The sequence below is a fragment of the Listeria immobilis genome (assembly GCF_014322845.1).
In the GTDB taxonomy this organism is placed as follows: domain Bacteria; phylum Bacillota; class Bacilli; order Lactobacillales; family Listeriaceae; genus Listeria; species Listeria immobilis.
Genome location: NZ_JAASUA010000003.1, coordinates 144,574 through 158,966, shown reverse-complemented (window position 1 = coordinate 158,966; position 14,393 = coordinate 144,574). Strand labels below are relative to the sequence as shown.

At 38.6% G+C, this 14,393-nt stretch carries 6 protein-coding genes; all 6 read left to right on the top strand.

Annotated elements, in window-relative coordinates; all coding sequences use genetic code 11:
* The first annotated feature begins 112 nt into the window (after positions 1-112).
* Positions 113-1,204: a 3-phosphoserine/phosphohydroxythreonine transaminase gene (gene serC / locus HCJ45_RS05530; protein ID WP_185380419.1), complete on the top strand. Its 1,092-nt coding sequence runs from the start codon at positions 113-115 to the stop codon at positions 1,202-1,204.
* Positions 1,197-2,384 (top strand): phosphoglycerate dehydrogenase, encoded by a 1,188-nt coding sequence (locus HCJ45_RS05525; protein ID WP_185380418.1) that lies wholly within the window; start codon positions 1,197-1,199, stop codon positions 2,382-2,384. The genes serC and HCJ45_RS05525 overlap by 8 nt, the downstream gene beginning before the upstream one ends.
* A gap of 87 nt (positions 2,385-2,471) precedes the next feature.
* Positions 2,472-3,713, top strand: a complete 1,242-nt coding sequence (locus tag HCJ45_RS05520) for a DUF1015 domain-containing protein (RefSeq protein WP_185380417.1) — start codon at positions 2,472-2,474, stop codon at positions 3,711-3,713.
* Between the two features lie 133 nt (positions 3,714-3,846).
* Positions 3,847-8,481: a collagen binding domain-containing protein gene (locus HCJ45_RS05515; RefSeq protein ID WP_187124221.1), complete on the top strand. Its 4,635-nt coding sequence runs from the start codon at positions 3,847-3,849 to the stop codon at positions 8,479-8,481.
* A 313-nt stretch (positions 8,482-8,794) separates the two neighbouring features.
* Positions 8,795-12,616, top strand: coding sequence for an immunoglobulin-like domain-containing protein (locus tag HCJ45_RS05510; protein ID WP_185380415.1), 3,822 nt, complete (start codon positions 8,795-8,797; stop codon positions 12,614-12,616).
* Positions 12,617-13,004: 388 nt separating this feature from the next.
* Positions 13,005-14,378, top strand: coding sequence for a tRNA uridine-5-carboxymethylaminomethyl(34) synthesis GTPase MnmE (mnmE, locus tag HCJ45_RS05505; protein ID WP_185344254.1), 1,374 nt, complete (start codon positions 13,005-13,007; stop codon positions 14,376-14,378).
* Positions 14,379-14,393: the final 15 nt, after the last annotated feature.

Genomic DNA, 14,393 nt, shown 5'->3' with positions numbered 1-14,393 from the left:
CAAGTTTAACGAGGAAGGCTCATATCTGACTGGTAAAAATAGAATAATATCTATTGCTGGTGAAAATTTTTTGTAAGTATTGGGGAAATTTGATGGACAGGAGAGATGTTGAGTGGAACGTGTTTATAATTTTTCGGCAGGACCGGCTGTATTACCAGTATCGGTACTTGAAAAGGTTCAAAGAGAATTGCTCTCTTATAATGGGTCAGGAATGTCCGTTATGGAGCTGAGTCACAGATCAGAATTGTTTCAAAACATCATGGACGATGCGGAGCGCTTGATTCGAGAATTGATGGAGATTCCCGAGAATTACAAAGTGCTATTTTTGCAAGGTGGTGCAAGTTTACAATTTAATATGGTACCAATGAATCTAGCAAATGGGAAAAAAGCAGCTTATGTAAACTCTGGATCTTGGGCAAAAAAGGCCATTTCAGAAGCTAAAAAAATTCAAGGTGTTGAGGTGGAGGTGATTGCCTCTTCAGAAGATCGTAATTTTAGCTATATTCCTGAAATACCTGCTGTTTCTAGTGATGCAGCCTACTTACATGTAACTACAAACAACACCATTGAAGGAACAGCGATGTTTGATGTACCAGAATCAGCTGTACCAATTGTTGCCGACATGTCTTCAAACATTTTATCAAGTGTATATGATGTGAAAAAATTCGGTCTTATTTATGCAGGCGCTCAAAAAAATATTGGACCTGCTGGACTGACGCTAGTTATTGTTCGTGAAGATTTAATTGGACAAGTGGAAGGACTACCTTCAATGCTTGATTTAAAAGTGCAAGCGGACAATGAATCGATGTATAACACACCACCAACATTTGCTATATATGTGGCAAAACTTGTATTTGAATGGATAAAAGAGCAGGGTGGAGTTGCTGGAATAGAAGCATTGAATCGTAAAAAAGCAGCTTTATTATATGATTATATTGATGGATCAGATTTCTTTTCTTCACCAGTTGACCCTGTTGCTAGATCGCTTACGAATATTCCGTTTGTAACAGGCTCGGTAGATTTTGATAAAGCCTTTGTTAAAGAAGCAGAAGCAAATGGTTTTGTTAATTTAAAAGGTCATCGCTCAGTTGGCGGAATGCGTGCTAGCCTTTATAACGCATTTCCAATTGAAGGAGTTGAAGCACTAATTACCTTTATGGAAAAATTTGCGAATGCGCGAAAAGGGGGAGAAGTACGTGTTTAATATCCAAACGTTTAATGCGATTGCTAAAGAAGGATTAAAAACTTTCGATCTTGAAAAGTATGTGATTGATGCGAATCAAGCGGCAGACGGGATTTTACTACGTAGTTATAACCTACACGATTTTGACTTTCCAGATTCAGTGAAAGCAGTAGCAAGAGCGGGGGCTGGAGTAAATAACATTCCAGTAGAAAGTTGTTCGGAAAGAGGAGTTGTGGTATTTAATACACCTGGTGCAAATGCGAATGCAGTAAAAGAATTAGTGCTCGCTAGCTTGTTTGTTTCTGCAAGACCGATTTTGGAAGGTACTGAGTGGGTGAAAGAATTGCCTGCTGCAGACGATGTGGAGCAAAAAGTAGAAGCTGGCAAAAAAGCTTTTGCAGGAACAGAACTTGCGGGAAAAAAACTTGGAATTATCGGGTTAGGAGCAATTGGCGCATTGGTTGCGAATGACGCTTTAGCACTAGGAATGGATGTTGTAGGTTATGATCCTTTCGTTTCGGTGGATACAGCATGGAGAATATCTAAGGAAGTAGAACGAGCGATGACGATAGAAGAAGTACTTGCGACGTGTGATTATTTAACTGTTCATGTACCTTTAACTGATAAAACTCGTGGCATGTTTAATGCAGACACATTACAACTAGTGAAAGATAATGCAGTTTTATTAAATTTTTCTCGTGGTGAGTTAGTTGATACAACAGCAATCAAAGACGCTTTGAATATTGGACTTTTACGTTTATATATTACTGATTTTGCAACAAAAGAGCTGTTAGGGCATAAGAAAGTGCATGTTTTTCCTCACTTAGGCGCATCTACAGAAGAAGCAGAAACAAACTGTGCTAAAATGGCTGCGAAAGAGTTGCAAGCTTATCTAGAGACGGGAAGTATCAAGAACTCTGTCAATTATCCTAATGTGGAGATGCCATATAACGGGCATCCTCGAATTGGTATTTGTCACCAAAATATTCCTAATATGGTTGGGCAAATTACAACCGAATTAGGGAAATACTCCTTAAATATTTTGGATATGACTAATCGCAGCAAAAATGAATATGCTTATACATTAATTGATATTGATAAAGAAACACCAGCTAATTTAGAACAATTAAAAAACGATTTATTAGCAGTTCAAGGTGTTTTGCGTGTTCGTGTAATCGAACCTCTAGGCGTGACAGTCTAAAATTATTACCCGGGAAATAATAAGAGTATGAAACTTCATGGTGACGACCAGATGATTCATACTCTTTTACTAAAAAGGAGGATAATTATGGTAAAGATAAGACCATTTAAAGCAATTCGTCCGATTAAAAATTTGGCAGAAAAAGTGGCTTCACTACCTTATGATGTGCTAAATTCAGACGAAGCGCGTGAACTGGGAAATAACAACCAATATTCATTTTTACATATTGATAAGGCGGAAATTGATTTAAGTAAGGATATTTCCCCTTATGATCCAGCTGTTTATCAAAAAGCAGCTGATAATCTGGAACAATTTGAGCTGGACGGCTGGCTTGGAAGAGAAGCAAATCCAGCATTTTATATTTATCAATTAACAATGAACGGGCGACCGCAAACGGGACTTGTTGTTTGTACTTCGATTGATGATTATACAGAAGGAAAAATTAAAAAACATGAATTAACCCGTGAAGAAAAGGAGCTGGATCGAATTCGTCATGTTGATACATGTGATGCGAATACAAGTCCAATTTTCTTAACCTATCGTGGAAAAGAAGCGATTAATACGCTCATTAACTCTTGGGTGAAAGAAAATGAGCCTGAATACGATTTTAAGAGTTTTCATGGCGTGGAACATAAAGTTTGGGCTATTACAGATGCCTACATTCTAGAAGACCTATCAGCGGCGTTTTCAGAAGTACCAGCATTTTATATTGCTGATGGACATCACCGGACAGAATCAGCCGTAAAAGTCGGTTTAAAGCGCCGTGCGGAGTTTCCTGATGCTGGCCCGGAAGCAGAATTTAATTTCTTCTTATCTGTTGTTTTTCCAGAAGAGCAGTTGGAAATTTTAGATTATAATCGGGTTGTAAATGTGCCAGTAGAAGCAGATTTTCTAGATAAAGTGAAAGCGAGTTTTAATGTAGAAGAAATGGGCAAAGCGACTTTTAAACCAGAGAGTCCAAAACAAATTGGTATGTATCTAGATGGGGATTGGTATAAATTAGTTGCCAAAAGCGATGTGATTCCAAGCGATGTGATTGGAAAACTAGATGTTTCTATCTTGCAGGAACAAATTTTAACACCTATTTTTGGAATTGAAGATATTCGCCGTGATAATCGAATTGATTTTGTTGGTGGAATTCGTGGGCTTGGTGAACTAGAACGTCTAGTGAATAAGGGAAGCCATTCTGTTGCGTTTGCGATGTACCCGCCGACAATGGATGATTTACTTAGTGTCGCTGATGCATCAGAAATTATGCCTCCAAAATCAACCTGGTTTGAGCCGAAATTACTAAGTGGATTGTTTGTGCATGACCTAGAAAGTAAATAAGAATTAGGAACTTCTCTAAATAAACAGGGAAGTTCCTTTTTATATAGAAAATAGTGTTTGGTTATAGTGCAAAAGGGAAAAAGTAACTACTGACAATTGTAACAAATGCAAATGTTAATTTGGGGGGATTAATTTGAAAAAAACGTTGTACTTATTGTTTGTTGGCTTATTAATAGCACAAGTATTTTTCCCGTATCTTGCAAAAGCAGATGATTCTGCGGGGGGAACAGCTAGTGTAAAGCTTACTAAGGTAGAGAAAAAAGAGGAACAAGTAACAAAGGACAATCAATTTCGGTTTAAAGTGACAGCACAAGTCAAAAATGAAACATTAGAACCGCAAAAAACAAGTATTACTGTATCTAATAATGTTTCTCTACAGCTTGAAAATGAAGGAGAGATTTTAGACGAACAAAATAAGGAAGTTGGGAAATATAAGATTAATGGGAATGAGATCCAATTCGATGTTCCGGCAGGGCAGGATGGTACGATTAGCCTTGAAATCGCAACAACTTACTTAGAACAATCGAGCAAACTTGAAAAAGATAAGGTGGAATTTTCAACAGAGACAAATCAGTTAACTAGTGAAGTGACACTTTATCAAGAACCACAAGAACCAAAAGAAACAGAGCCTCCTAAAGCTGACACTCCAACAGAATCAACTCCAACAGAATCAACAGAGGCAAACGGAGATAAACCAGTAGCTGATCAAAAAGAAGTCCAAAAAGCACCAGAAGAAAGAGCGGTCGCTGCAGATGAACCACAAGATGTAAAAGATATTTTTGCAAGCTTGGGATATTCAGAGGAAGACTCTACGATTTTAACTGGAATGGAATTAACTTATTTTGATGCAGACGGTAATCCGGTTGAGAATCCTACAGTGGACGATTATGTGCATTTCAAATTCACTTGGGCGATACCAAATGATGTTGGTGCAGAAATTCAAGCAGGTGATTATTATACTTTTAAATTGCCTGATACAGTGAAAGTTTCTCAAAATCAAACTATTCCACTTGATCCGTATGCAAATGTGGAAGTTAGTACAGACGGAACTGTAAAATTCATTTTTACAGATGAGGTTCAAACGCATTCCAATGTCCATGGGACGCTAGAATTTGATACACAACTTAATGCAGAGGACATTGACGGTCCAGGAGAAATTACTATTAAAATACCATTTGAAGATAATATTCCACCGGTAGATATTAATGTCAAGCCTGCTGTGGATAGTACTATCGAAAAAAGTGGGCATTTTGATAAAGAATTTAACCCGGATTATATTTATTGGCAAGTGGATATTAACAAATCATTAGATACGATTGACAATGCAGTCGTAAATGAGACTTTTCCACCTGGGACGACTTATCAATCAGTGGAAGTTTATAAGGTGAAGGTAGATTTATACGGCGAAGTGTATCCCGGAAGTGAGGAATTAGTGACTTCTGGCTATACGGTTGACGCAGCAGGGAACGTCACTTTTACAACACCTATTAGTGATGCTTATCGTTTAAAATATACGACTAAAATCGATGAAGATGCTAAACCAGAAGCAGGTGGAAGTAAAACTTTTGAAAATACAGCCGTTCTTAATGCCGATGGGACAGAGCTACCGGCAAAAGCTTCGGTAGTGGCTTCTTATGGGACACTTTTAAATAAACAATCTAGTAATTATGATCCGACTACTCAAACCTCAGAATGGACTATCAAATACAACTACGGAGAGAAATCGATTGCTGAGGAAGATGCAACACTTCATGATGTATTTGGAGATAGTAGCATGCAATTAGTTGATGGTTCAGTGCAAATGAATATTATTACTTTTGATGAGGATGGATCAGAAGTTCAAGGTAGGAAATTAATTGAGGGTGTAGATTATAAGATAGAGATGACAGAAAATGGCTTTGATATTGTCTTTTTACACGATATTGATTATGCAGTTAAGATAACATATAAGACTACTATTACGGGTACGGTTGATGACAATGTCACAATTAATAATACGGTCACAACTGATACAGGAGATAGTAGTAATTCTTCAGGAGGTATTGTTCAGCAAAATGTAGTTAAGACGGTCGGAGCAGCGGATTATGACGCTAAAGAAGTTTCTTGGCAAATTGACATTAATAAAAATCATTATATGATGACAAATTGGCAACTAACTGATCAACTGAGTCCGGGGCTAACTTTATTACCAGAAACTTTTGTTATGAAAGATATGGTAACTGGAGCAACCTTAGTGAAAGAACAGGATTATTCTTTAGTCTATGATGAAGCAAGTCGTCAATTTACAGTTCGATTTTTAAATACGTATGCAGCAGGGACAGACCATGACTTCCGTATCACTTATAAAACTACTTTTGATACAAGGGTAGATGGAGTAGATGATCCAGACCGAATTTTTCCAAACAATGCTTCTACTACATGGACAGATGAAAATGGAGATTCACATTCAAGCAGTGACGGAGCTACGTTCGATCCGAATGATGCGGCGAAATATAACGGATTTAAAAATGGTAGCTATAATGCAACTACTTCCAGAATCACATGGTCTATCGGTGTAAACTACGATTCAAAAGAACTAGAAGATGCAACATTAGTTGATCCAATACAAGGAAATCAACAATATGTTCCAAATTCCGTTAAGATTTACCATTATACTGTTAATCCAGATGGTAGCATTGAAAAAGGCGATGAAGTGAGCAATTATGGTGATTTCACGATAATTGAACCTTCTGAGGCTAACAATCAAACATTGACAGTTCGTTTTCCAGATGATCAATCAGCTGCTTATATTGTAGAATTTAAAACTACATTAAATGGTCAAGTTATCGAACCGACATATGATAATGATGCCACGTTTACAAATGGAGATACCCAACCGCATCATTTGACGGCCGAGGTATCTATTGATAATGGTGGCGATTTTGTTAACAAAAGTGGTTACCAGGATGAAGACGGCTTTGCCAATTGGTCCATCACCGTCAATCCTAGTGGTTCTACTTTAAATGACGTGGTTGTAACGGACCATCCTTCTTCCAATCAAGCAATAGATGAGAGCTCGATTGTCGTTTACCGGACAATAGTAAAACCAGATGGCAGTATAGTGAAAAACCCTTATTTGCCGCTCAAAGAAGGAACGGATTACTCAGTTTCTTTAACAACTAATGCTACAACAGGAGAGCAAGAATTAAAAATTGAATTTCTTCATCAAATCAAAGCTCCTTACATTATTGAGTATCGTTCATTTGTTTTTGTAAATAGTGAGCCTAATCAGAAATTGACAAATGATGTAACGGTATCTGGGAATAATGAAGTAGCGGTAAACGATGGGGACAATACAACGGTAGATGTGGTTGTCCTAAATGGCTCAGGTACTGCTGTTGGAGAAACAGGTGGTATTGTTTTCCAAAAAGTAAATGGCGATAATGAACCTCTTACAGGCGCCGAATTTAGGCTTTGGAATAAAGATAAGACGATTGTTCTCAGAGAAGCTACCGTTGATGCAAATGGAGAACTTTCTTTCGGAAACTTGCCTTATGGAGATTATATACTCCAAGAAACAAAGGCGCCAACTGGGTATACGATAAGTGATGAGTTGGCAGCTGGGAAACAAGTTACTATAAGTGAAGAAACTACTAATGCAACAGAACCAATCCCAGTTGTAAACAATCCCAATAAGGTTACGCTTAAAAAAGCAAACGAGTCAGGAGATCCTTTATCTGGTGCTGAATTCCAATTGGAACAAAATATTGGTGGTTCGTGGAATAAAATAAGAACGGACGAAACTTTTGCAACAGATTTAAATGGTGAAATCGAAATTGATGGTCTTTTACCGGGCGATTATCGATTAACGGAAGTCTTTGCTCCAGCTGGCTATATATTGAACACCGAGCCAATTCCATTTACAGTTTCTGAAGCAGAGGATGGCCAAATTCCAGATATTGTATTGGGACCATTTATTAACTACACTGGAAGCATTGAGGCTGTAAAACAGAGTGAATCTGGTGAAAAATTAGCGGGCGCTGTGTTTGAAGTAAGGGATGCAGACCAAAATGTGGTTAAACGTGTTATTTCAGGCAGAGAAGGACATATAGCTGTGAATAATTTGGCTCCGGGGACGTATAGTTTAGTAGAAATACGCGCACCTCGAGGATATATATTGAATACGAAGCCGGTTGAATTCACTATAGCTGATACAAATGAAGGCGATCCAGGAACGATTCAATTAGATTCACTTATTAATTATAAAGGCAGTGTAGAGCTCATTAAGAACAGTGATTCCGGCGCTACTCTTTCCGGTGTGTATTTTGACCTCTATACCGAAGATGGTACGCTAGTGAAACAAAATCTAACAACAAATAAAGCGGGAGAAATCCAAGTTGATAATTTGGCTCCAGGAAAATACTACTTTGTTGAAACAAAAGCAAAAGATGGTTATCAATTAAATTCGGCTAAGATTGAATTTGAAGTAACAACGGAATTTGCTGGAAAACCAACCCGCATTACAGTAACAGCTATAAATTATGAAAAAGATCACCCTAACACTCCGGGGACGGATGGAAAGAACGGAACAGATGGGACAAATGGGGGAAATGGGACAAACAACACAAATAATTCTAAGGTAAAAGAACAACCAAATGTGCGAATGGAACAATCGAACTTGCCAGAAACAGGCGATACAGATAATGCAATATGGTGGGCAAGCTTAGGCTTAATACTAATTGGTTTTGCAAGTGTGACGCTTATCCGTCAAGCAAGAAGACATCGTTAAGAAGCCAATAAGTCTTAAAATTAGAAAACGGAAATGAAAATCATCTACATGGATTTTCATTTCCGTTTTTTTGTTTAAAAAAACTTATTTTGCCATTTTTTAGTAATATATTTTTCCCCTTTATATGGATAATAAAAAAGACTTATACATAAAAATGTACATTAACATTCTAATCATCCAATTAATTTTGCACAGGGAGTTAGTCTAAAATTTGTCATACATATTACGAAAAAGTGTGTAATTATCACACGATGAAGGTTGGCAAAACAAGTATCCTTAAGTTAAGTAAACGAGGGAAAAGGAGCTAAAATGAATGAGCAAAAAAACAAAGGTAAAAAAAAGCATTCGACTTACATCCATGGCAGTTCTTGTAACGGGCCTAGTAGTATCTCCAGTGAATATAAATACATCTATAGAAAAAGTAAATGCGGCAACAAATCTGACAGTAAGTAATGTTCAAGCGGATTCTCCGGTTATCTCTTTAGAAAATGGGGATTTTGAAACCCCTCTCGTAATGTCTTCAAGCAACTATCAATTATTTGATGCTGGTATAGTACCTGGCTGGGAAACTACAGGTAGCGATAATTTGATTGAATTACAAAGTAATAACGCCTCAACTACAGCGCAGAGTGGAAATCAGTGGGCAGAATTAAATGCGAATCAAGTTGCAGCATTATATCAAGATATTCCTACCACTCCGGGAGTTAAAGTCCATTGGCAAGTTTATCATAAAGGTAGAAAAGGCACTGATGTAGCGCTAGTAGAATTTGGTGCGCCAGGGGGAACGCTTGTTCAGCAAGCAGAAATGTCGGATGGAACGGCAACTTGGGGGCTTTATAAGGGTACTTATACGATTCCAGAAGGGCAAACCACGACTCGCTTTCAATTCAGAGCGGTGAGTAGTACAGGTGGAGCAAGTGTTGGGAACCTCTTAGATAATGTCCAATTTGCGACAGGATCGATACTAACTGTGGACGGAACTTTTTCAGAATCCAGTATTCAAGCAAAGAACCAAGTGGATTATCAAATTCAAGCAGTGAACTCTGGTGGAATGCCTGCCGCAAACAACCATTTTTCTGTACAAATACCTAACGAATTGACTTATACTCCGGGAACACTTTCTTCTAGTGATACAACTATTACGGAAGAAAATTATGATGAAGCAACTCGGACATTGACATTTACAACGGATAGTATAAAAAAAGATGCATCTGTCCAGATTACCATTCCTTTAACCGGACAAATCGAGACAAGTTCGGCTACTCCAGATACAACCGTTACCTACAATGATGAAAATTTTGATGAGGAAATTACGACAGTAGAAGCAACAGACACTTCTGTAGAAATCACTAGTAATGAAGTACCAACTATTGCAGGAGATACGACAACCACACTTCAACCGGGAGACACCTTTGATCCAACTAGTTCCATGACCGCGACGGATAAAGAAGACGGTGATATTACTAGCAACATTCAAGTGATAGATAATCCTGTTGATACGTCGAAATCAGGTACTTACACAGTAACCTATGAAGTGACCGACAGTGATGGAAATAAAGCGACCTTCACTCGTACGGTAGTCGTGACGGAAGCTCCTATTATTACTGGCGATACGGAAACACGGTTAAATCCAAATGAAACGTTCGATGACCCAATGAGCACGATTCAAGCAACAGACAAAGAAGATGGCGATTTAACTGACCAAGTGAAAATTATTAGTAATAATGTAGATACTAGTACGCCGGGGAGCTATGAGGTTGTTTATGAAGTCACCGATAGCGACGGAAACAAAACGACCTTTACACGTAGCGTCATTGTAACCGAAGCACCAACGATTTCAGGTGATACACAAACGGATATTAATCCAAACAGCACCTTTGATCCAACGAGTACCATGACCGCAACAGACAAAGAAGACGGTGATATTACAGGAAATATTCAAGTGGTAGATAATCCGGTTGATACATCAAAACCGGGAAGCTATGAAGTGACGTATGAAGTAACCGACAGCGATGGCAATAAAGCTACCTTTACACGTACAATTATTGTCACCGAAGCTCCAACCATTACTGGTGAGAGCGAAACTATTTTAAATCCGAATGCTACGTTTGATCCAATGAGTACCATGGCAGCAACAGATAAAGAAGATGGTGACATCACTAAAGATATTCAAGTCATTAGCGACCCTATTGATACATCGAAACCAGGAAGCTACGAAGTGACCTATGAAGTAACTGACAGCGATGGGAATAAATCCACTTTCACCCGTACAGTTACTATAACAGAGCCACCTCAAATTTCCGGTGATAGCGAAACGTATCTAAGTCCCGGCACTACTTTTGACCCAATGAGTACCATGACGGCAACAGATAAAGAGGACGGCGATGTTACAAGCGAGATAAAAGTAACAAACAACCCGGTTGATACTTCAAAACCTGGCAACTACGAGGTAACGTATGAAGTAACCGACAGTGATGGGAATAAATCTACTTTCACCCGTACTGTTATTGTGACAGAGGCACCAATCATCACGGGAGATAGCGAAACACGATTAAATCCAAACACAGACTTCGACCCAATGAGTACCATCCAAGCAACGGATAAAGAAGATGGGGATGTCACCAGCGAAGTAAAAATAACAAACAACACGGTAGATACGTCGAAACCCGGTACCTACGAAGTGACGTATGAAGTAACTGACAGCGATGGTAATAAATCTACTTTTACCCGAACTGTAACCGTGACGGAAGCGCCAATCATCACAGGAGATAGTGAAACACAATTAAATCCAAATGCAAATTTCGACCCAATGAGTACGATTCAGGCAACGGATAAAGAAGATGGTGACATCACAAGCACAGTAAAAATAACAAACAATACTGTAGATACATCGAAACCCGGCAACTACGAAGTGACGTATGAAGTAACTGACAGCGATGGCAATAAAGCAACCTTCACCCGAACTGTAACCGTGACGGAAGCACCAACCATTACCGGAGATAGCGAAACCATCTTAAATCCTAGTGCGATATTCGACCCAATGAGCACAATTCAAGCAACGGATAAAGAAGATGGTGATATCACAAGCAATGTTAAGGTGATAGACAACCCAGTGGATACATTAACACCGGGAAGTTATGAAGTGACGTATGAAGTAACTGACAGCGATGGCAATAAAGCAACCTTTACCCGAACCGTTATCGTCACTGCAGCACCGATTATCACTGGTGAAAGTGAAACCATTTTAAATCTAAACGCGGACTTTGATCCAATGAGCACCATGAAAGCAACAGATAAAGAAGATGGCGATATTACACAAAATATCCAAGTAACCAATAACACGGTCGACACGTCGAAACCAGGAAGCTACCTAGTAACCTATGAAGTGACAGATAGCGATGGCAATATTTCAGACACCTTTATTCGTACCGTAACCGTGACGGAAGCGCCAACTATCACCGGAGACAGCGAAACCCGATTAAATCCAAACGCAGACTTCGACCCAATGAGTACGATTCAGGCAACGGATAAAGAAGACGGCGACATCACAAGCGCAGTAAAAATAACAAACAACACTGTAGATACATCGAAACCCGGCAACTACGAAGTGACGTATGAAGTGACCGACAGCGATGGCAATAAAGCAACGTTTACCCGTACCGTGACTGTAACCGAAGCGCCCGTGATTTCTGGAGATAACGAAACACATATCACATCAGAAGATTCCTTTGATCCAATGGAGGGCATTACCGCAACAGATGAAGAGAATGGGGACTTAACGAAACAAATAAAAATTCTTTCTAATAATGTGGATATTAATATTCCAGGGACCTATCAAATAGTATATGAAGTGACAGATAGCGATGGAAACACTACAACTTTTACCCGTACAGTTGTGGTAGATTCAATCAAACAACCTTCTGAACAACCAAAAGATACAACTAATCCGCCGTCAGATAGACTATCTGGAAAAAATGAAATCAAAGAAAATACAGCAGAAAAACAACTTGATGTGAAGCCAGAAGAAAAAGCTGCTCTTCCAAAAACAGGGGATCAATCAAATGCTTCAACTGGTCTAGCAGGACTCGGATTATTTGCAGTAGGATTACTTGCTTTCTTCCGTAGAAAAAAATAATTTTAATCAAAAAATACCTATAAGCCAACAAACTTATGGGTATTTTTTTGTTTAGTAGTTGTACCTCATCGTATTTTATTCGTAATTGAACAAGTGAATAGGACAAAATTTGGACAAATCATAGAAACATTTTAAAATAGCAAAGATAAAACTATTGTTATTCACATGTGGATAAGTTAAAATAGTAGGGATGAAATTTTATTATTGGTTTTTCTGTGGATATGTGTATAAAGTCTATGGATAACCTTCCAAATACTAACAATTTAATTGCTTTGGTCAAAGCGGAGCGTAAGTTGTTGATAATGCACAAAATCATGTGCCAAAATTTATTCAAAGTAGGATGAGGCTTATTTGAGCTGGAATTCTAATGAGAAAGGATGAGTAAAGAATGGAATTTGATACAATTGCTGCAATCTCAACACCGCCGGGAGAAGGGGCCATTGCTATTATTAGATTAAGCGGTCCAGAGGCGATTCAGATAGCGGATCGTATTTTTTATGCCAAAAATAGCTTAAGTGAAGCCGAGAGCCACACAATTCACTACGGTCATATAAAAGAAGATGGCGAAGTGATTGAGGAAGTAATGGTCACAGTAATGCGTGCCCCGCGAACCTTTACACGTGAGGATGTAGTTGAGATAAATGCACATGGCGGCATTGTCTCGGTTAATCGAGTGCTACAACTATTACTGCGAAATGGTGCTAATTTAGCAGAACCGGGTGAATTTACAAAACGCGCTTTCCTAAATGGAAGAATTGATTTATCTCAAGCAGAAGCAGTGATGGATTTAATTCGTGCTAAGACTGATCGTGCGATGGGTGTTGCAATTAGGCAAATGGATGGCAACTTATCAAGGCTAATTCGTAATTTGCGCCAAGAAATTTTAGATGCATTAGCGCAAGTCGAAGTAAATATTGACTATCCTGAGTACGATGACGTAGAGGAAATGACTCAGCGAATGTTATTAGAGAAAACAGAGCTAGTGCGCGCTTCCGTCGAGCAACTTTTGCAAACTGCTAGCCAGGGGAAAATTCTTCGCGAAGGTCTAGCAACAGCTATTATTGGTCGACCAAATGTTGGAAAATCGTCCTTGCTTAACCAGCTAATTCAAGAAGAAAAAGCGATTGTTACAGATATCGCTGGAACGACAAGAGATATTATAGAAGAATATGTCAATGTTCGTGGCGTTCCCTTACGATTAATTGATACAGCCGGAATCCGTGAAACAGAAGATATAGTCGAAAAAATTGGCGTAGAACGTTCAAGAAAAGCGCTGGCGGATGCTGATTTTATCCTTTTAGTATTAAACCAAAATGAAGAGCTAACAGTGGAAGATGAAGCATTATTTGAAGCGGCAGCAGGTCATAACTATGTTGTTGTTTTAAATAAAACCGATTTGGAAACAAAGCTTGATATAAATAAAGTGCGTGAACTTGCCGGGGAAAACCCGATTGTCTCAACTTCTCTAGTAAATGATGAAGGTTTAGAGGCTTTAGAAGAAGCAATTAAAACACTATTTTTTGCTGGTGATATAGATGCCGGTGATGCAACCTATGTATCAAACGTTCGACATATTGCGCTCCTTCATCAAGCACTAGAAGCGTTAAATGCTGTTACAACAGGGATTCAGCTTGGTATGCCAGTTGATATTGTCCAGATTGATATGACTCGTGCATGGGATTTACTAGGTGAAATTACCGGTGATTCTGTTCAGGATGAACTACTGGATCAGTTATTTAATCAATTTTGCCTTGGAAAATGATTTTTTAGGAGATGT